Here is a 16,308-nt window from a genome sequence, read left to right as displayed (position 1 = left end):
ACCGGTCTCCCGGCGCACACTGTATATATAAACAGTATAATCATGCGAGGATTTAGTCAATATGACGTGACATGTCACAGCGGTAGTTTCGTTTCGTGCCAGCCGTACATCACCCAGCATGCGGCTTCTCCTGAGTGCGGGCAGGATGCCACCGGCAGTTGATCGCCGCACTTGCCGCAGCGGCGTTTGCTGATGGCGTTAATCCGGCCGCGCACCCGGGCGTCATCCTGGCGGATCAGCAGCGCGATGTACTCGGCCATTTCGTATGGATCGCGACCAGGGCGCCTGGCGGCGCAGTTACGCGCCAGCATCTCCATTTCCTGCTCGTCGAGCACCACCTCAAACTTGCGCTCGCCGGCGGCGGACTGCCGCGCGCGCTGCGCGGCTTTGCGTTCTGCGGGGGATTTAGGCATCAGTCTTCACCTTGTGCCCAGGTGCTAAACAGTGTGTTTTATTGGCGTTGAACTTCCAGCCTCGCTTTTTTGCAGCTCTGTAGCACTCGGTAAAATTATCTCCTACCAACCGTTTAAACCCTTTTTCTTCTGTTCTGTACTCAGGTGAGCCCATGTAAGATTGGCAGTCAGGGCAATCGCACGTTAGATCGAGTGTGTATCCACCGAAAACCATCACTTCCCCTCCTGCGCCGTTCTGCGCTTAGCTCTTGCCAGCAAACAAGTCAGCACGAAAGCGCGGTGCTGTCGCATTCCCTCTGTCATGGTTTTGGCTCCTGCGGGGAGGCTGGCAAATCCATCCATCTGATAACTCCGGTAATGGTGCCATCTGAAGCCCTCCATTCCCCTGATTCGCAGTCATAGCAGGCGGTCCGAATATCACCATAACCGGTCATCACCAGATATTTTCCGTTAACTTCAGGAGGGAAATCGCTCAGCGCATTCCACACTAACGGGCCGTTACCGCTATAAATCTCCAGCAGTTCTCTGGCCATCTGGTAGGCGATATGCCTGCGACCAAAGACCCTTGTCACTTCCTTAAGTCGATCGATGGCAATAGTCATTTTCCCTCCTGCGGGGCGGCTGCGAGCATGGCGGCGCGGCGGTTTACCACCTCGATTAACGCCTCTTCGGCATCACACAGGCAATCAGCGATGCCACGGCGATCGCCGTCGAAGTCATTCAGGTCGAGGCGTATACGAGCAACCTTCTGCAATGCGTCCAGCACATCATCCGGCACTACCGGCGCTGGCTGCGCAATAAGCGCTTTGAAATCCTCAATCCGCGCCTGAAACTCCACTCTCTCTTCCGGTGACAGCGCCGCCATATCAGATTCGTGTACGGCCCTGCGCGCCAGGGCGGCAAGCATGGTGCTGGTCTTAATGCCTTTGCCAAATCGCAACCCCGGCTCTAGTAATACCGGGCAGGGTAACACTTCGGGATATTCCGGCGCTGGCTGCGCGTGACGATAGAGCGGCAGTACAGCCACATCACCATCTGTTGCGACAAATTCTGCCCGGCATTTATCGTTTGTGACATGCCATTGCTCACGATAGTGCCATGTCCACGCCACCGGCTCGCGGTCCATTGCGGCCAGCGCCATGCGAGCCAGTTCTTTAATCACCGTGCAATTTTCAAGTCCTTCGCAGTCATCCATTAAGAGCCAGTCATCATTCAAAATTTTCTGAATTAATTCTTTGGTCAATATGCTCATGCCGCGTTTCCTTCTGATTTGTTAACGATCACGCCGTCATAAACCTCTTTGAGATGTCCGCGCAGGTCCATCCGGCGCAGGGCGCTGTACATGTAATCACACTCGGCCTGTTTGTTGGCCTGAAACGGCTTATGCTCACGTGAACACCACAGCGCGTTTCCCGGCCATCCGTGGACTTTGTACACGCGCCCGTTTCTGACGTGCAGGAGGCCCCAGCCTGGCGGCAAGTCAGAGACTTCAATAAACCCAGGCTCTGCCATGAAAAAGCGCCAGTCGCCCATACCTTGGCTCGGCATCCTTCTGAATGACTTTTTCTTGTCCGCCAAAAAGTCGGAACGGGAACACTTAACTTCAATCAAACAGGAGGCCAGGTTACGGAAACCGATAGCGTCCGGCTGCTCACCAGTGGCAACAGCAGCGACAAAGCGGTCGTGGAAAGCTACTTTGAATCCGTTGTTTTGCAGAAAGCGGCAGGCTATCTGGCAAAGTTCATCGTGTTTCAGTGCCATCACTCAGCCTCCACCTTGATGCCAGCGAACAAGGGCATTCCATCTGGGTGATCAAATGTGTCGCCCTGGCATAGCTCTACCCATACCCCCGCTCGATGAGCAAAAAGACCTACAGGTTTAGCAGCTAAGGAGGCAATAGCTATACCCATTAAAACTTTTGTTTTTTCAGAGCAGAAGCAGTGCTCCAGGTTGTATTTCGCCTCTTCAATAAGTTGCTCTCTTGTAAAAGTTACCATTATTTAATCTCCACCTTGATGCCAGCGTCGGCCAGCATCTCCAAAATCGCTGTCTTGTTAAACCAGTGTCCTGCTGGATATGGCACCATTACCGCATGTCCACCTTGAACAACCCCCACGCATAACTCTGGCAGCTTCACGGTGCGGGACTCCAGCTCGGCGATGCGAGACATCACGCGCCGTGATTTTTCTCTCTCCCGCTCAAGCTCTGCGTCCAGCTCGGCGATGCGGTCTGCCTGCTGGTCGAAATGGTAGTCTTTAGCTGACTGGATTACGTCTCTGCTCTGCGCCTTCTCCAGCGCCTCTACCAGTTCGTCAACGTAGTGAGCGGCACGTAGCGCAAACTCCGTGATTGATAGCTCTGCTTCAGTTTCTTTCCCGTAGCTTTCGCACTCCGACACAACGGCAAAATAGTCAGAATCAATTTCGTTATCTGCCAGATGGCGTAGCAGGTCGGCTGTCTGCTGCCCGTTTGCAATCAGCAATTCGTTCCGCTGCGCCAGTTCGGTGATATCAGTTGTCATGCTGCACGCTCCTGCTTAATCCCCATGCGCTCGCATGCGGTGCGGTAAATGGCGGCATCCTTCTCGATGCCAATGAAGCTGCGCTCAGTCTGCTGGCAGGCAACGCCGGCGGTACCGCTACCCATAGTGAAGTCCAGCACCGTATCGCCAGGGTTGCTGTAGGTTTCAATCAGGTATTGCACCAGTGCCAGAGGCTTCTGGGTCGGGTGATAATTGCCGGTCTGTTTGTCGCTCGAGAAAAACTGCACGTCTCGCGGGTACCGACTAGTTGAATCGTATTTCGTCAGGGTTAGTGCCTTGCCGTAGCACTCTGAATTGACGGTTTTACGCTTCGATGTGCGCCGTTCGTGCCCGTGGGTGAATTGCGGGTTATAGGTCGGCTGACGGCGGTAAAACACCTCAATGTTTTCGTGAGCACGCAGTGGCTGCTTTTTGGCATTAAGGAACCCGGTGGCGTTGCCTTTCTCCCAAATCCACTCTGAACGCCAGTCCCGCAGATTGCTGTTAATCAGCACACTGGTGAACGGCTGAGCGGAAAACAGCACAATGGCAGCGCTGGGCTTAACGATGCGGTAGAGCTGCTCCCACATCAGAGCCAAGTCGAGAACAGAATCCCAGCGGCACTGAGTGGTACCGTAGGGAATATCGGCACATACCAGGTCAACGGTACCGCTGGCGATTTGCGGGAAGACATCGAAGCAATCTGCGTTGTGAAGGCGGATCATTTGGCCCCCTCGCGCAGCGCGGCTTCCCATTCAGCCAGGGATTTTTCTGCGTACTCACCAGACAGGCCATCGGCGGCTAGGACCGGGTCGTTCGCCAAATCCTCTTTAGCGCCAAGAATCATGCGCACCACGTCGCCAACCTCTGCCATCGGCTTATCAACGAATCCGTGATTGAAAGCAGCGGCAAGGCGGCTTGCGGCAAAGTTGATACCCTCTGCGCGACCTTCAGCCTTAATCCCGTCTACGATGCGATCGGTGGCGGGGGTTGCTACCGAGTCAACCAGCCGGTAATCGCATGTTTGATAGATATGCTGACTATCCGAGGTATGCAGACCTTGAGCATCGAAGCCTTGAGCCTGCTGAATTACGACACCCCATGACACGCGCTGAACATCTTCGCTCCAGCCGTCGTCTACGTCCTCACGGTATGCGTCAATTTCAGCCTGCGCTGTGTCGATAGCGCTCTGTTTATCTTTGAAATAATCAAAACCGTATTCAGGCGAGTATGCGAAGTAAGTTACGCCAGCCTTCAGCGCCACATTCTCCGCAGCCAGCTGCTGGTACGCTTTCGCCAGCTTCAGGAACTTCTGCTCTCTGATCGACAGCTCGCCTGCGCTCTCCAGGGAGGCGATGAGATCGTTTACTGTTTCGATGTTCATGCTGTCACCCACTCGATCGCCAGATAAGCCACATACAGGACGGCGATGATTGCCACCCACCCAATGATGTTTGCCACCATCACGAACAGCAGCAGTGACCGACGACTGTAATTCACGAAATCAAAATCCATACTTACCCCCGCTTACCCGTTTAACTTATTGATTCAATTGATATCAATGAAGATCGTTGTTTTAGAACTCTTCGACCTTCCACCCGCCGCCGGCTTTTGCCGGGAGCTTCGTTACTCCGATGATCCGGAATGGGTACTGGTCGGCTGCGACTTTGGTTTTCACCCTAGCATCGTCAGTCCAGTAACCCCCCTTCACTTCGTGCATTTCCAGTTGGCCGTTTGCCAGCATCACGGCGAAGTCAGGCGTGTAGAACGTGTTGTCAGCCAGACGCAGCTTGATGCCTTCGAACCGGTACCAGGCGATTTCCCCGTAGCGCTTACGCAGCTCAAGGTTCTGACAGTACGCCGTTTCGGTTTTGTTCATCTGGCCCGCTTTAAGCCGGCCAAGTGCCTGTAGTGTCTTTCGCATGATTTTTACCTTATTGGTAATTTATAACCATAAACGGATCAATATCAATAGTATTGCGCATATTTTATTACCTTTTTGGTAAACATTAAGGCGTAAAAAAACGCGCTTCCGCGCTGCGCTGGCTGTCAGGGTGCAGGGCCTCCCCTGAATCCCGGCGGGATCTCGGTATCCGGACGGGATATGGTGTTCACATCTCGCTGCCCAGAGCCGCCTTTCAGCTCGAAAAGCCCTTGCCAACCCTTCGCCATGCTCTGCTTCACAATCTGCATCTGCCGTGTGTGGTTGCCGCCAGACAGGTTAATCAGTTCGGTGATTGCTGCGCCCTCGCTCCGTTCAGTTGGCGCATAGGCTTTAAACCGCATTTCTGACCTGTAGGCCTTCCACTCATCCCAGGCTTCGGCATTGAGCTGTTCAGGATACGGATAAGATTTTTTTGGCTCCCTCCCCCTTGGGGGGTTAGGGGGGATCTTATCTTTTACTTCTTCCTCTTCCTCTTCCTCTGGTAACGCTTTTTGTAACGCTGCCAGCGTTACTTTCTGCGTTTCATTTTTACGGTGTGCTGCAACCCTTCTGTTTGTAAGTGCCCGTTTTTTAGAGCTTTCCCCATTATGGCGCTCAAAGTTGGGGAGAATAAGCTTGTTGCCGTCGTAGGCGAGCCAACCAACAGCGATCAGTGCATCAGCGAATCCTGTAATAAAAGCGATACGGTCAAGCACTCCTTTTGTAACGCTGCCAGCGTTACCGTCAACAGTTTGCTGATCCGCCCATGCCCATATGCGAACGAGCTTACCGAGTACCGCGTCGGGGTCGATATTCAGGATTTCCGCTATCTGGAAAATCTCCGGCTTGTCTGGTGTGATCACCTCGACTTTTATCCAGCTACTGGCCATCCTGCACCCCCATATAAGCTGAAGGCGTCATGCTGCCTCCCTGGCCTTTCTGGCTGCTTTCAGACGCTCTGATCTCATCTGCGCCTGCCGGCGCGCGCGCTCGTTATTGCACGTAACGCACTCGCCGCTGATGGTGTATCGCTCGCTGTCATGGCCATGCTTACACGTCTTCCCTGTGTAGAACCGAGTGAGCCCCTGCTCAATGGCCTCTCGCTGGGTAATTCGCTTCATCGACTTGCCCTCTTTCTGCATTTGTCTTTGGTAATTTTGCAGCAAGCCAAAAAAAGATCAACCGTATTTGGATAATTATTACCAGATTGGTATTCAGGGAGAGGCAGGAGCCGCCTGGGGGTGGCGGCGCGGGTGAGTTTTGAGGATTAACGTTCGTGGAACCAGAGGACCAGGTCGGATTTTGCGGAGATCCACTTACGGGATTTGCAGGCTTTAAACAGTCTTTCTAACAGAGGTTTACGTGGAATTCTTCTACGACCAGTCAGGTGAACCTGAATGTAGTGGCTGGTCGTGCCGGCGTCACTTGCGAACTCTTCGCGCTCTGCCGGAGAGAGGTCGAGCCAGCAGCGTTTGAAGTCAAATTTTTGCACATCGCTCATATTTTTTTAGTCCCGGACTAACTTTAGACAGCCTGATTATTACCAATCTGGTGTAAAAATCAATGACTGTTACCTTTTTGGTAAGTTTACCTTTATGGTAATATTCCATTAAATTTAATCAGTTAGGTAACAATTTCAGGCTAAAAAAATAGAAATGAAAAGCATCTACGACATAAGACGCGACAACCTCAACGAGATAATTCGGAAGGATTTCGATAACACGCAACTCCGGTTTGCCGAGAGGTTCAAAAAATCAGCGAATCTCGTTAACAGGTGGAGCAAAGGGACAAAAAATATCGGCGCAAGCGTCGCGCGCGAGATCGAAGCTTTCACCAGGAAAGAGCGATTCTGGCTGGATGTCGACCATCTTTCTGACAACCCGATCCTGCCGAAGATTATCGACCCGCAGGAATGGAGCGTAGAAAAGCAGGCAGCTTTTACCCTGGGTGTATGGATGGGAGAGCATCCGAATCTGAACTCTGAGAAAAAGGTTTCGGAAGCGGCCGGCATCGGTCAGGCGACCGTAAATCGCATCCTGAACGTAGAAGGTTCAACCAGTATTGGCGTACTGGCGGCTATCGCGCGGGCGTTCGGCCGCGATGCATATGAGCTGATCCTGCCGCCTGGCAATGCTGGTCTGATTGACTATGACCACCACGAATACGCCAGGCTGCCGCAGGAAGAGAAAAACAAGATCACCGCCTTCATCAAGTTCATCGTCAGCCAGAACCAGTAAACCCCTAATCTACCTGTCACTCCTGCCGGGGGGATAACTTCCCGCGCCTCATGCATTTACCATTTTGGTAAACTTTTCCTCGTCACATCTATTGACTAATTCGAAAATTGATCAGATTATTACCTTAACGGTAACAACAGGGCGTTGAATTACCAGAAACCCACCACCGGGTGGCTTTCTCATACCCCTGATATTTACCAAATGGTAATAGTGAGGTGTGTATGCAATGGCAAATCATTAACGGCTGGTACTGCGTTACGGCATGCGGGCTGATGAGCTGGAAGTTTCGCACGCTGCCGGAAGCAATCAGCTGGGCGTTCGTCAGCAAACTGGCAGCAAAAACGGAAATGGGCATGGGGGTGAGCAAGTGACTGATTTAGCAATTATCGAAATAGCGCCGGACATGGCACCGGCAATTTACGTTGAGAACGGACTTGATTCCTTCCTGGAAAAGATCCGTGCTGGAGTAAACGAGGTTCCTGACCTGAGCACTGCAAAGGGACGGGCTCGTATTGCATCGCTGGCCGCACAGGTATCACGCAGCAAAACTGCTGTAGAGAAACCTGGCAGGGATTACCTGAAGCGCCTCAAGGAGCAGCCAAAAGTGGTTGAAGCTGAATTGCGCCGCTTCGTCACCGAATGCGATCAGCTGCGCGATGAAGTACGCCGCCCTCTTACCGAGTGGGAAGATGCTGAAAAGGCGCGCACCGAAGCACTGCAGCAGCGCCTTGTGGATTTGCGTGCGCTGGCTGACGTGATCGACAACGCCGGTAACTACCTGCCTTCTGCTGATATTCAGGCGCGCATTCTGGAAGCTAAATCCGTGGTGCTGGATGACAGTTGGCAGGAGCGCGCAGCAGAGGCGGGAGTGGCTAAAGATTCAACTATTCAGCAACTGGAAGCGTCGCTGGTAATAGCGCAAAAGCGCGAACATGAAGCCGCTGAGCTTGATCGCCTGCGCAAAGAGGCAGAAGAAAAAGCACGCCTTGAGCGTGAAGAGAATATCCGTCGTGAAGCTGCTGAACAGGCTAAGCGTGATACAGAGGCAAAGGCACAGGCTGAAATTGATGCTGCTGCACGCCGTGAATCTGAAGCCAGAGCTGCAACTGAACGCGCAGAGCGCGAAAAAATTGAAGCCCAGCAGAAAGCAGAGCGTGAAGCAAAAGCCGCTGCGGAAAAAGCTGAGCGTGAAAAGCAGGCCGCTATCGAAGCGGAGCGCCGCCGTCAGGAGGAAGCTGAATCTAAGCGCCTGGCTGAGCAGAAGCGCATTGCGGAAGAAGAAGCGCGCCGGGCCGCTGATAAAGAGCACCGCCGCAGCATCAATCGACAGGCTATCGCAGACCTGATTGAAAGCGGACTTACGCAGGAAATGGCAGAGAAGGCACTGATCGCCATCGCCAGCGGGAAGGTATCTGCAGTCTCTATCAAGTACTGAGGTGCGTATGAACACTCAGCAGATTAACAACCTGAAAAAAATCATGACCAGCATCGACAGCAACTACCAGCTGAGCCAGATGCACTATGAGCGCCAGGTGGAGCTGATCGACGCGATCAAATACCACCAGCTGCAGAAACCTTTCTACGAACTGGAGCGCAAAGGCGTGCGCACCGAGATTCTGGAAGAACTGATGATGAGCCCGGAATTCGAAGAAGCTCTCGCGGCGTACCAGGCCGCGCTGACCAGCATCATCGCGAAGTGGGATCTGGCTGACCAGCTGGATACGGCGAGGAACGCGGCATGACACCAGGAATTTACTTCGATATCAGCAACGAGGACTACCACGCCGGCGACGGCGTGAGTAAGTCACAGCTGGATATGGTGGCGCTGAGCCCGGCCCTTCTGCAGTGGCAGAAATCAGCACCTGTCGATACCGAAAAGCTGAAAGCTCTGGATATGGGAACTGCCCTGCACTGTCTGCTTCTGGAACCGGAAGAGTTCGATAAGCGCTTCATCGTGGCGCCGCAGTTCAACCTGAGAACCAACCAGGGGAAAGCAGATCAGGAAGCCTTCCTGAAAGACGTCGAGAACATGGGCATGACTGTAATGGACGCCGAACAGGGCCGGAAGCTGAAACTTATGCGTGATAGCGCAATGGCGCACCCGGCAGCGCGCTGGCTGCTTGAGGCGGAAGGATTCTGCGAAGCCTCCCACTACTGGACGGATCCGGATACTGGCGAGCTGTGCCGCATACGCCCGGACAAGCGCCTGAAGAATCACCCTGTCCTGCTGGACGTGAAGAAGGTTGCCGATATGGAGCGTTTCTCGCGCCACATTGAGGAATTCCGGTACCACGTACAGGACGCGATGTACCGCGAAGGCGCGCAGCAAACCACCGGCGATCCGCATGGATTCTTCTTCCTGGCAGTGAGCGAAACCATTGACTGCGGCCGCTACCCGGTACGGGTGTTCGAACTGGATGCGCAGGACGTGGACACAGGGCATGCGCTCTACCGCCGGGATCTGAATACCTATCACCAGTGCCGCGAAACAGGCGACTGGGGTGGATTTGAAGTTATTAAACGCCCTGAGTGGGCACGTAAACAGGATATGTACGTATGAGCAACGACATCGCAATCACTTCTCAGCCTGGTGCTACCGTCGGCACCGCCGCGGCAATCTTCAGCCCGGAAGGGATGGATCGCCTGGTGCGATTTGCCACCCTGATGGCTGACAGCAAAGCCACCGTTCCGGCGCACCTGGCTGGAAAGCCAGCTGACTGCCTGGCGGTGACTATGCAAGCGGCGCAGTGGGGAATGAACCCGTTCGCGGTGGCGCAGAAAACGCATGTGGTTAACGGCACGCTGGGCTATGAAGCGCAACTGGTTAATGCGGTTGTCTCTTCCTCAAACCTTCTGGCCACTCGCCTGAACTACAAATGGGATGGCGACTGGTCAAAAGTAAGCGGGAAAACCGACAAATCGCCGAGCCTGACAGTGACAGTGTGGGCAACCCTTAAAGGCGAATCTGAGCCTCGCACCCTGACCATCAGCATGGCGCAAGCCGGCGTGCGCAACTCCCCTCTCTGGGAGCAGGATCCGCGTCAGCAACTGGCTTACCTGTGCGTTAAGCGCTGGGCACGCCTGCACGCCCCTGATGTTCTCCTTGGCGTCTATACACCGGATGAGTTGCAGGAAGGGCAGCCGCGCGTTGAGCGTGACATTACGCCACCGGCTAGCACCGCTGCGGGGATGAATCAGCTGATCAATTCGCACCCCGATCAGCACCATGAAGAGAAGGCGAAAAAGACTGACGACCGCGCCCCAGAAGACATTCTCTCTGGCTTCTCTTCTGCGGCTATGGCGGCTCGTAACGTTGCAGAACGGGACAAGGCCTACAAATGCGCGGCCCACCGTCTGGCTGGTAACCAGGAGTTACTGGACGCTGCCACCGATGTATACGGCATCCGCAAAGACGAACTGAACGAAGTCCCTATGTAATAACCACCGCGGCGCCGGGCGCGCCGCACTGAAAAAAGAGAGATAACGATGAAAGGTGCATTTAACAGAAAGCAACTGCTGGAGGTGGTGCCTGTATCGATGAGCACTATCGACCGCATGGAGAAAAACGGGGAGTTTCCTAAGCGTTTCTGGATCACAGACAAGCGCTGTGCCTGGAACAGCGAAGAGATCGAGCGCTGGCTGGATGAACGTCAGCAGAACGGCACAACGGAGTTTGCTGGAAAAAAGCCTCCGCTTGAGCAACGAGTATTTCGCCCGGTTGGTAACGCGGCGTGACGACGCTGGCGAGGTACTGGGAAAGGTGGTCAGGATGGTTTCTGTACCTGGCCGCCGTATCCGCCTGGCTGTTCCTGCTGGCGGTAATTTTTCGAGAGGGTTGGATACGATGAATCGGATGGAAAAATACCACGCGGATTATGTCTCGCAGCGCAAAGCGCCCCCTCTTGTCGCCGTAACGCCGGCGGCAATGGAGATCGAGCAGCGCGCTATTGCTCGCGAGAACAAAGGCCAGTACCGCCTGGCCGCTCGCCTCTGGCTTGAGTGCATGGATGCGGCCACTGGCGAGGTTGAGCGGGCCCGTATCGCTATACGCCGCGATCAGTGCATTGGCCGCGGGAACCGGCTTCGCCAGGGATGCTATGCCGGGATCTGCGCAACCGCCGGGGTGATTTATGACTAACCCACACGACAGCATTCGCGTAGGCAGTATCACGCTGGTTTATTCGTCCGTACGCCGTGGCTGGCTGGCGCCCGGCGGCCAGGTTATCCAGAACCCGCTGAAGGCTCAGCGCCTGGCGGAGCAACTGAATAGCAAGAAGGTGGCAGCATGAATAGAGCCTCTCCCGTTGATTTAAGGAAATGCCTTGAGGCCGCACATGGCCTAGCGCATATCGGCATCCGTTTTGTTCCGATCCCGGTAGCGATAGAGGAAGAGTTCCAGTCACTGTCTGCCGAGCTTTCACGAAAGCTTGAGCAGATGGCGGTTGAAGCGGAAAAAAGCGAAGGCGGTGCAGCATGAAATGGGGGCATAACGAATTAGCGCACGATCTGGCTGAGCACCTACGCCGAAATACTGCTCGCATCTGCTGGGAAGATATGCAGCTTGGCCCTTCAGGTACATGCCGACCTGACGTTTATGCAATGGCCCATAGCTATAGCAAATTCTGCCCCATCGTTTATGAGGTGAAAGTAAGTATGAGCGACTTTCGCGCAGACGTGACCGCCGGGAAATACACAAAATATTTTAAATATGCTGGCGGTGTTGTGTTCGCTGTTCCTGAAGGTCTGCTTAAAAAATCCGATATCCCTGATGGCTGTGGCCTGATGGTGCGAAAAGAATCAGGCTGGCACACTCTGAAAGGCCCGACAATGCGCCAGATCGACAACTTGCCGCGTGACGCCTGGATTAAATTGCTGATGGACGGCATGACTAGGGAAGTTGAGCGCACGCAGATTAAAAGCCGCTCATACGGTTCCTGGTTTGTTGAAAGAAACCTGTCGAAAAAACATGGTGAAGATGTTTCCCGCCTGGTCGCGCAAGCATGTATGGCTAAAGACAGGCTGGAAAGCGAAATCAAATTTGCAGAGGAGCGCGCCAAAACTGTTCGCCAGGAAAGTATCGATGAACAGAAGCGCCGCGAAGATAATCGCCGCCGGGAAGAGGAACGACTCACCGATGCGCAGCGGGATTTAGCCGTGCTGCTGGGCGTTGATCCTGATTCTCCACGGTATCTGCTGGCTAGAGCCCTTGAGAGCGCCGTTACACGACTGACTGAAAACGAAGAAATCAGCCGTATGCGCCGTATTTTTGGCAGCATGCAGCGCGAACTTAATCGCGGACTTGAGCCGCTTCCAGGTGAGCGCACAGAAGGAGATGCAGCATGAGCAGAAAATACACCCTGATCTATGCGGATCCGCCATGGGCATACCGCGACAAGGCAGCTGACGGTGACCGCGGCGCCGGTTTCAAGTATCCAGTGATGAATGTTCTGGATATCTGCCGGCTGCCAGTATGGGAGCTCGCCGCCGAAGATTGTCTTCTGGCTATGTGGTGGGTACCGACTCAGCCGGTAGAGGCGCTGAAAGTCATGGAGGCCTGGGGGTTCCGCCTGATGACCATGAAGGGATTCACCTGGCACAAGACGAACAAGCACAAAGGGAACAGTGCGATCGGCATGGGCCATATGACCCGGGCGAACAGCGAAGACTGCCTGTTTGCCGTGCGCGGGAAACTACCGGCCCGCATGGACGCCTCAATCTGCCAGCATGTCACGGCGCCACGCCTGGAGAACTCGCGCAAACCGGACGTTATCCGCGAGAAACTGGTGCAGCTGCTTGGCGATATCCCGCGCATTGAGCTCTTCGCCCGCCAGTCGTCCCACGGTTTCGACGTGTGGGGTAACCAATGCACGGCGCCGGCGGTTGAGTTGCTACCAGGCTGCGCTGTGCAGGTAGTGAAGACGGAGGCCGCATGAACATTGCCGAAGAGGCCTCGCTGATACGACAACTCGAAGAGGCGCGCGCCATTATCAACCAGAGGAATGGTGAGATCCTTCACCTGCAGCGAGAAGCGGCGCGCTACCGTGAGCAGCGGGATTCTGCAAACGCGATGGTTAAGTTCCTGCGCGGTCTCTTTGAGAATTCTTCGAAGGCGACACAATGAGCCGCCTCAGGGCGGACTATTGTTCATTCATCCACTTTTCAAATGCAGACGGGGAGAACGGCACCAGGTCGTAATGCTCCCCGTTTATCCATGCATCAACCATATTTGCCCACTGCTGCAGCATGTAGGCCCGCTGCCGGGAATACTCGGCCTTGTTGTAAACCGCCCTCACCCCCTTCTGTTCATGCGCCAGCGCCTTCTCTATCCAGTCTGATGGAAATCCCGCTTCATGCAAAAGCGTGCTCGCTGTGCGCCGCAGGTCGTGCACTGTTAGAGGTTGCAGGCTATCCCCGGCATCCGCTGCCGCAGCAACCGCGCGATCGATGACTGAGTTCAGAGCGGCATTGGATAGCGGCTTACTGGTGCTGTAGCGACCTGGCAACAGATATTCACTCCCGCCGGCGCACATCTGCAGGCCTATCATCAGATCCTGCGCCTGAGGCGGCAGGTAGATGACGTGCGACCGGCTCCCCTTCATCCTGTCAGATGGGATCGTCCAGGTGCCTTTGCTGAAATCCACTTCTTTCCACGTCGCCATGATGAACTCGGTTTTACGCACCATAGTGATCAGGATGAGCTTTACCGCCAGTTTTAAAGTTGGCAACGTGCTGACGGTATCCAGCGCCCTGAACAGAACGCCTATTTCTTCCGGCTGCAGACATCGGTCTCGCGGTTTAAACATGGCGATCGCTGAAGGTTTGATATCTGCGGCCGGGTTGAATAACCCGTGCCCGCGGTCATTGGCATACCGGTACACGCTGCTGATTATTTCGCGCGCCTGCACCGCCGTCGCGCGTCCGCCGCGCTCGACTATGCGATCGCAAAGATCACGCACCATAGGCGTCGTTATCTCTGACATCATTTTGTTTCCGAGAACAGGCAAAATATCCCGGTCGATTACTGATTGCTTCATAGCCCGCGTGCTATCAGCCAGGACCACATGTTTCATGTAGGCGTCGGTATGTACCGTAAATGTTTCGGCGCCGCGGATCCGTTTGATACCGTCACGCTTCGCCGCAGCCGGCGACTGGCCTGCGTTAAGCAGCTTTTTAGCCGCTATCAATTCATCCCTGGCTTCAGCCAGCGTGATACCGTCACGACCATACTGACCGATAACCAGCGTCTCCCGGCGGCCGTTGATGCGGTAATCGTAACGAAACGAGATGGTGCCTGAGATCAGCACGGCTACATACAGTCCGTCGCGATCGGAGACCTTGTACATTTTGCCCTGCGGTTTCAGGTTTTTTAGTTTGGTATCGGTAAGCACATTTCACCCGTGATGCATCATTTTTTCTGACGGTACGAGAGTATACCGTAATGGTAATACCGTCAGGTATACCGTCAAAAAATGTGAGATAGAGTGAATAGTGTTGAAGTGATATAAAGAAAAACCCCCTGTAAAAACAGAGGGTTGAATTTCATTTTGAGTAGATATGATTAGCTATAATGTAGCCGTTAATCATTCCCACTCAATCGTTGCTGGCGGCTTGCCGCTGATGTCATACACCACGCGGGAGATACCGTTCACTTCATTGATGATACGGTTGGAGACGCGGCCGAGGAAATCATACGGCAGGTGCGCCCAGTGCGCGGTCATGAAGTCGATGGTTTCCACCGCACGCAGGGAAACCACCCAGTCGTATTTACGGCCATCGCCCATCACGCCGACGGAACGAACCGGCAGGAACACAGTGAACGCCTGGCTGACTTTGTTATACAGGTCAGCTTTGTGCAGCTCTTCGATGAAGATAGCGTCCGCACGACGCAGCAGGTCGCAGTACTCTTTCTTCACTTCGCCCAGCACGCGCACGCCAAGGCCGGGGCCCGGGAACGGGTGACGGTAGAGCATGTCGTACGGCAGGCCCAGTTCCAGGCCGATCTTACGCACTTCGTCTTTGAACAGCTCACGCAGCGGCTCAACCAGGCCCATCTTCATCTCTTTCGGCAGGCCGCCCACGTTGTGGTGAGATTTGATGACGTGCGCTTTACCGGTGGCGGAAGCGGCAGATTCGATAACGTCAGGGTAGATGGTACCCTGCGCCAGCCATTTGACGTCGTCCAGCTTCAGCGCTTCTTCGTCGAACACTTCCACGAAAACGCGACCGATAATTTTACGCTTCGCTTCCGGATCGCTTTCACCCGCCAGCGCGTCGAGGAAACGCTGCTCGCCTTCAACGTGAACAATGTTCAGGCCAAAGTGGTCGCCGAACATCTCCATCACCTGCTGCGCTTCGTTCAGGCGCAGCAGACCGTTGTCCACGAATACGCAGGTCAGGTTTTTGCCGATAGCGCGGTGCAGCAGCATCGCGGTCACCGAAGAGTCCACACCGCCGGAGAGGCCGAGGATCACTTTGTCGTCGCCAACCTGCTGACGGATACGCTCAACGGCGTCGTCAATGATTTTCGCCGGGGTCCACAGCGCTTCGCACTGGCAGATGTCGCGCACGAAGCGCTCCAGCATACGCATTCCCTGACGGGTGTGGGTCACTTCCGGGTGGAACTGCACGCCGTAGAAGCGTTTTTCTTCGTTGGCCATAATGGCGAACGGGCAGTTGTCGGTGCTGGCGACGGTTACGAAGTCCGCTGGGATGGCGGTCACTTTGTCGCCGTGGCTCATCCACACGTCCAGCAGCGGTTTGCCGTCTGCGGTCAGGGAATCTTCGATACCGCGCACCAGCGCGCTGTCGTTAACCACTTCAACCTGCGCGTAACCAAACTCACGCTCGTTAGAACCTTCTACATGGCCGCCCAGCTGCATCGCCATGGTCTGCATGCCGTAGCAGACGCCAAATACCGGCACGCCGGCTTCGAACACATACTGCGGCGCGCGCGGGCTGTTCTCTTCGGTGGTGCTTTCCGGGCCGCCGGAAAGAATGATGCCGCTTGGATTAAATTCGCGGATCTGTGCTTCCGTGACATCCCATGCCCACAGCTCACAGTAGACGCCCAGCTCACGCACGCGACGCGCCACCAGCTGAGTATACTGAGACCCGAAGTCGAGGATGAGGATGCGATGTTTATGAATGTTTTCCGTCATTGACGCTAATTCCGAGGCAAGTGAAACAGAGTAAATAAATCGCCCCCCCCCACGG

Annotated in this window: 27 protein-coding genes and 1 pseudogene; 13 read left to right on the top strand and 15 right to left on the bottom strand. The window is 54.7% G+C overall.

Annotation, left to right across the window (positions count from 1 at the left end; all coding sequences use genetic code 11):
- Positions 1-74 precede the first annotated feature (74 nt).
- The 13 genes and pseudogenes from HMPREF9538_RS10295 to HMPREF9538_RS30180 form a co-directional block, all read right to left on the bottom strand.
- On the bottom strand, positions 75-413 hold the full coding sequence (locus HMPREF9538_RS10295; RefSeq protein WP_009485491.1) for a hypothetical protein: 339 nt from the start codon (positions 411-413) through the stop codon (positions 75-77).
- Between the two features lie 299 nt (positions 414-712).
- Positions 713-1,015 carry a hypothetical protein gene (locus HMPREF9538_RS10300; RefSeq protein ID WP_009485490.1) on the bottom strand — a complete coding sequence of 101 codons (303 nt, stop codon included), beginning with the start codon at positions 1,013-1,015 and terminating at the stop codon, positions 713-715.
- Entirely contained in the window at positions 1,012-1,665 is a 654-nt protein-coding gene (locus HMPREF9538_RS0127960) for a hypothetical protein (protein WP_009485489.1), read from the bottom strand. Before HMPREF9538_RS0127960 ends, HMPREF9538_RS10300 begins: the two co-directional genes overlap by 4 nt.
- Positions 1,662-2,174, bottom strand: a complete 513-nt coding sequence (locus tag HMPREF9538_RS10305) for a hypothetical protein (RefSeq protein WP_009485488.1) — start codon at positions 2,172-2,174, stop codon at positions 1,662-1,664. Before HMPREF9538_RS10305 ends, HMPREF9538_RS0127960 begins: the two co-directional genes overlap by 4 nt.
- A complete protein-coding gene (locus HMPREF9538_RS10310; protein ID WP_009485487.1) occupies positions 2,174-2,410 on the bottom strand; it encodes a hypothetical protein in 237 nt (78 codons plus the stop codon). The genes HMPREF9538_RS10305 and HMPREF9538_RS10310 overlap by 1 nt, the downstream gene beginning before the upstream one ends.
- Positions 2,410-2,934 carry a hypothetical protein gene (locus HMPREF9538_RS32930; RefSeq protein WP_009485486.1) on the bottom strand — a complete coding sequence of 175 codons (525 nt, stop codon included), beginning with the start codon at positions 2,932-2,934 and terminating at the stop codon, positions 2,410-2,412. The genes HMPREF9538_RS10310 and HMPREF9538_RS32930 overlap by 1 nt, the downstream gene beginning before the upstream one ends.
- On the bottom strand, positions 2,931-3,659 hold the full coding sequence (locus HMPREF9538_RS10315; protein ID WP_009485485.1) for a DNA-methyltransferase: 729 nt from the start codon (positions 3,657-3,659) through the stop codon (positions 2,931-2,933). The genes HMPREF9538_RS32930 and HMPREF9538_RS10315 overlap by 4 nt, the downstream gene beginning before the upstream one ends.
- Positions 3,656-4,198, bottom strand: coding sequence for a hypothetical protein (locus tag HMPREF9538_RS32350; RefSeq protein WP_416352770.1), 543 nt, complete (start codon positions 4,196-4,198; stop codon positions 3,656-3,658). Before HMPREF9538_RS32350 ends, HMPREF9538_RS10315 begins: the two co-directional genes overlap by 4 nt.
- Positions 4,199-4,221: 23 nt before the next feature.
- Positions 4,222-4,318: pseudogene (locus tag HMPREF9538_RS33360) on the bottom strand (hypothetical protein); the annotation flags it as partial.
- 192 nt (positions 4,319-4,510) lie between these two features.
- A complete protein-coding gene (locus HMPREF9538_RS10325) occupies positions 4,511-4,858 on the bottom strand; it encodes a DUF1064 domain-containing protein (RefSeq protein ID WP_009485482.1) in 348 nt (115 codons plus the stop codon).
- A 125-nt stretch (positions 4,859-4,983) separates the two neighbouring features.
- Positions 4,984-5,748 (bottom strand): hypothetical protein, encoded by a 765-nt coding sequence (locus tag HMPREF9538_RS10330; protein WP_009485481.1) that lies wholly within the window; start codon positions 5,746-5,748, stop codon positions 4,984-4,986.
- Between the two features lie 27 nt (positions 5,749-5,775).
- A complete protein-coding gene (locus HMPREF9538_RS32925; RefSeq protein WP_023339270.1) occupies positions 5,776-5,979 on the bottom strand; it encodes a hypothetical protein in 204 nt (67 codons plus the stop codon).
- Positions 5,980-6,125: 146 nt separating this feature from the next.
- Positions 6,126-6,359 (bottom strand): hypothetical protein, encoded by a 234-nt coding sequence (locus HMPREF9538_RS30180; RefSeq protein ID WP_004152538.1) that lies wholly within the window; start codon positions 6,357-6,359, stop codon positions 6,126-6,128.
- Positions 6,360-6,513: 154 nt separating this feature from the next.
- On the opposite strand from HMPREF9538_RS30180, the gene HMPREF9538_RS10345 reads away from it, so the two are divergent.
- The 13 genes from HMPREF9538_RS10345 (at position 6,514) to HMPREF9538_RS10395 (ending at position 13,216) form a co-directional block, all read left to right on the top strand.
- Positions 6,514-7,095, top strand: coding sequence for a helix-turn-helix domain-containing protein (locus HMPREF9538_RS10345; protein WP_004197420.1), 582 nt, complete (start codon positions 6,514-6,516; stop codon positions 7,093-7,095).
- Positions 7,096-7,316: 221 nt separating this feature from the next.
- A complete protein-coding gene (locus HMPREF9538_RS32345) occupies positions 7,317-7,466 on the top strand; it encodes a hypothetical protein (RefSeq protein WP_004164037.1) in 150 nt (49 codons plus the stop codon).
- Positions 7,463-8,530, top strand: a complete 1,068-nt coding sequence (locus HMPREF9538_RS10350) for a hypothetical protein (RefSeq protein ID WP_032457157.1) — start codon at positions 7,463-7,465, stop codon at positions 8,528-8,530. The genes HMPREF9538_RS32345 and HMPREF9538_RS10350 overlap by 4 nt, the downstream gene beginning before the upstream one ends.
- A 7-nt stretch (positions 8,531-8,537) precedes the next feature.
- Positions 8,538-8,837: a hypothetical protein gene (locus tag HMPREF9538_RS10355; protein WP_004197398.1), complete on the top strand. Its 300-nt coding sequence runs from the start codon at positions 8,538-8,540 to the stop codon at positions 8,835-8,837.
- Complete coding sequence (locus HMPREF9538_RS10360; protein ID WP_009485478.1) at positions 8,834-9,655, top strand: PD-(D/E)XK nuclease-like domain-containing protein; 822 nt, start codon at positions 8,834-8,836, stop codon at positions 9,653-9,655. The genes HMPREF9538_RS10355 and HMPREF9538_RS10360 overlap by 4 nt, the downstream gene beginning before the upstream one ends.
- The gene (locus tag HMPREF9538_RS10365; protein WP_009485477.1) at positions 9,652-10,533 is read left to right on the top strand and encodes a RecT family recombinase; all 882 of its coding nucleotides are present in this window, start codon (positions 9,652-9,654) and stop codon (positions 10,531-10,533) included. The genes HMPREF9538_RS10360 and HMPREF9538_RS10365 overlap by 4 nt, the downstream gene beginning before the upstream one ends.
- A 48-nt stretch (positions 10,534-10,581) precedes the next feature.
- A complete protein-coding gene (locus tag HMPREF9538_RS10370; protein ID WP_009485476.1) occupies positions 10,582-10,830 on the top strand; it encodes a helix-turn-helix transcriptional regulator in 249 nt (82 codons plus the stop codon).
- Between the two features lie 109 nt (positions 10,831-10,939).
- A complete protein-coding gene (locus tag HMPREF9538_RS10375) occupies positions 10,940-11,233 on the top strand; it encodes a PerC family transcriptional regulator (RefSeq protein WP_009485475.1) in 294 nt (97 codons plus the stop codon).
- Positions 11,226-11,384 (top strand): DUF1317 family protein, encoded by a 159-nt coding sequence (locus tag HMPREF9538_RS30175; protein ID WP_009485474.1) that lies wholly within the window; start codon positions 11,226-11,228, stop codon positions 11,382-11,384. The genes HMPREF9538_RS10375 and HMPREF9538_RS30175 overlap by 8 nt, the downstream gene beginning before the upstream one ends.
- On the top strand, positions 11,381-11,572 hold the full coding sequence (locus HMPREF9538_RS10385; protein WP_009485473.1) for a DUF1382 family protein: 192 nt from the start codon (positions 11,381-11,383) through the stop codon (positions 11,570-11,572). Before HMPREF9538_RS30175 ends, HMPREF9538_RS10385 begins: the two co-directional genes overlap by 4 nt.
- On the top strand, positions 11,569-12,438 hold the full coding sequence (locus HMPREF9538_RS28860; RefSeq protein WP_009485472.1) for an MmcB family DNA repair protein: 870 nt from the start codon (positions 11,569-11,571) through the stop codon (positions 12,436-12,438). The genes HMPREF9538_RS10385 and HMPREF9538_RS28860 overlap by 4 nt, the downstream gene beginning before the upstream one ends.
- A complete protein-coding gene (locus tag HMPREF9538_RS10390) occupies positions 12,435-13,028 on the top strand; it encodes an MT-A70 family methyltransferase (RefSeq protein WP_009485471.1) in 594 nt (197 codons plus the stop codon). Before HMPREF9538_RS28860 ends, HMPREF9538_RS10390 begins: the two co-directional genes overlap by 4 nt.
- Positions 13,025-13,216 carry a hypothetical protein gene (locus HMPREF9538_RS10395; protein ID WP_004243823.1) on the top strand — a complete coding sequence of 64 codons (192 nt, stop codon included), beginning with the start codon at positions 13,025-13,027 and terminating at the stop codon, positions 13,214-13,216. The genes HMPREF9538_RS10390 and HMPREF9538_RS10395 overlap by 4 nt, the downstream gene beginning before the upstream one ends.
- A gap of 16 nt (positions 13,217-13,232) precedes the next feature.
- On the opposite strand, the gene HMPREF9538_RS10400 is transcribed toward HMPREF9538_RS10395, so the two are convergent.
- Entirely contained in the window at positions 13,233-14,483 is a 1,251-nt protein-coding gene (locus HMPREF9538_RS10400; RefSeq protein WP_009485470.1) for a tyrosine-type recombinase/integrase, read from the bottom strand.
- 192 nt (positions 14,484-14,675) lie between these two features.
- A complete protein-coding gene (guaA, locus tag HMPREF9538_RS10405) occupies positions 14,676-16,253 on the bottom strand; it encodes a glutamine-hydrolyzing GMP synthase (RefSeq protein ID WP_004151979.1) in 1,578 nt (525 codons plus the stop codon).
- Between the last annotated feature and the right edge of the window lie 55 nt (positions 16,254-16,308).

The organism is Klebsiella sp. MS 92-3 (assembly GCF_000195655.1).
Taxonomy (GTDB): Bacteria; Pseudomonadota; Gammaproteobacteria; order Enterobacterales; family Enterobacteriaceae; genus Klebsiella; species Klebsiella pneumoniae.
Note: the sequence above shows the minus strand (reverse complement) of the source record. Positions and strands in the feature narration are given on the sequence as shown.

Excerpts from the sequence above, each read along its gene's own strand:
- HMPREF9538_RS32345 (WP_004164037.1), top strand. The coding sequence starts at position 7,317 with ATGCAATGGCAAATCATTAACGGCTGGTACTGCGTTACGGCATGCGGG.
- HMPREF9538_RS10370 (WP_009485476.1), top strand. The coding sequence starts at position 10,582 with ATGAAAGGTGCATTTAACAGAAAGCAACTGCTGGAGGTGGTGCCTGTA.
- HMPREF9538_RS28860 (WP_009485472.1), top strand. The coding sequence starts at position 11,569 with ATGAAATGGGGGCATAACGAATTAGCGCACGATCTGGCTGAGCACCTA.
- HMPREF9538_RS10385 (WP_009485473.1), top strand. The coding sequence starts at position 11,381 with ATGAATAGAGCCTCTCCCGTTGATTTAAGGAAATGCCTTGAGGCCGCA.
- HMPREF9538_RS32930 (WP_009485486.1), bottom strand. The coding sequence starts at position 2,934 with ATGACAACTGATATCACCGAACTGGCGCAGCGGAACGAATTGCTGATT.
- HMPREF9538_RS32925 (WP_023339270.1), bottom strand. The coding sequence starts at position 5,979 with ATGAAGCGAATTACCCAGCGAGAGGCCATTGAGCAGGGGCTCACTCGG.
- HMPREF9538_RS10345 (WP_004197420.1), top strand. The coding sequence starts at position 6,514 with ATGAAAAGCATCTACGACATAAGACGCGACAACCTCAACGAGATAATT.
- HMPREF9538_RS0127960 (WP_009485489.1), bottom strand. The coding sequence starts at position 1,665 with ATGAGCATATTGACCAAAGAATTAATTCAGAAAATTTTGAATGATGAC.
- HMPREF9538_RS10300 (WP_009485490.1), bottom strand. The coding sequence starts at position 1,015 with ATGACTATTGCCATCGATCGACTTAAGGAAGTGACAAGGGTCTTTGGT.
- HMPREF9538_RS10305 (WP_009485488.1), bottom strand. The coding sequence starts at position 2,174 with ATGGCACTGAAACACGATGAACTTTGCCAGATAGCCTGCCGCTTTCTG.
- HMPREF9538_RS10355 (WP_004197398.1), top strand. The coding sequence starts at position 8,538 with ATGAACACTCAGCAGATTAACAACCTGAAAAAAATCATGACCAGCATC.
- HMPREF9538_RS10325 (WP_009485482.1), bottom strand. The coding sequence starts at position 4,858 with ATGCGAAAGACACTACAGGCACTTGGCCGGCTTAAAGCGGGCCAGATG.
- HMPREF9538_RS10330 (WP_009485481.1), bottom strand. The coding sequence starts at position 5,748 with ATGGCCAGTAGCTGGATAAAAGTCGAGGTGATCACACCAGACAAGCCG.
- HMPREF9538_RS10295 (WP_009485491.1), bottom strand. The coding sequence starts at position 413 with ATGCCTAAATCCCCCGCAGAACGCAAAGCCGCGCAGCGCGCGCGGCAG.
- HMPREF9538_RS30180 (WP_004152538.1), bottom strand. The coding sequence starts at position 6,359 with ATGAGCGATGTGCAAAAATTTGACTTCAAACGCTGCTGGCTCGACCTC.
- HMPREF9538_RS10375 (WP_009485475.1), top strand. The coding sequence starts at position 10,940 with ATGAATCGGATGGAAAAATACCACGCGGATTATGTCTCGCAGCGCAAA.
- HMPREF9538_RS10390 (WP_009485471.1), top strand. The coding sequence starts at position 12,435 with ATGAGCAGAAAATACACCCTGATCTATGCGGATCCGCCATGGGCATAC.
- HMPREF9538_RS10365 (WP_009485477.1), top strand. The coding sequence starts at position 9,652 with ATGAGCAACGACATCGCAATCACTTCTCAGCCTGGTGCTACCGTCGGC.
- HMPREF9538_RS10360 (WP_009485478.1), top strand. The coding sequence starts at position 8,834 with ATGACACCAGGAATTTACTTCGATATCAGCAACGAGGACTACCACGCC.
- HMPREF9538_RS10395 (WP_004243823.1), top strand. The coding sequence starts at position 13,025 with ATGAACATTGCCGAAGAGGCCTCGCTGATACGACAACTCGAAGAGGCG.
- guaA (WP_004151979.1), bottom strand. The coding sequence starts at position 16,253 with ATGACGGAAAACATTCATAAACATCGCATCCTCATCCTCGACTTCGGG.
- HMPREF9538_RS10310 (WP_009485487.1), bottom strand. The coding sequence starts at position 2,410 with ATGGTAACTTTTACAAGAGAGCAACTTATTGAAGAGGCGAAATACAAC.
- HMPREF9538_RS10315 (WP_009485485.1), bottom strand. The coding sequence starts at position 3,659 with ATGATCCGCCTTCACAACGCAGATTGCTTCGATGTCTTCCCGCAAATC.
- HMPREF9538_RS30175 (WP_009485474.1), top strand. The coding sequence starts at position 11,226 with ATGACTAACCCACACGACAGCATTCGCGTAGGCAGTATCACGCTGGTT.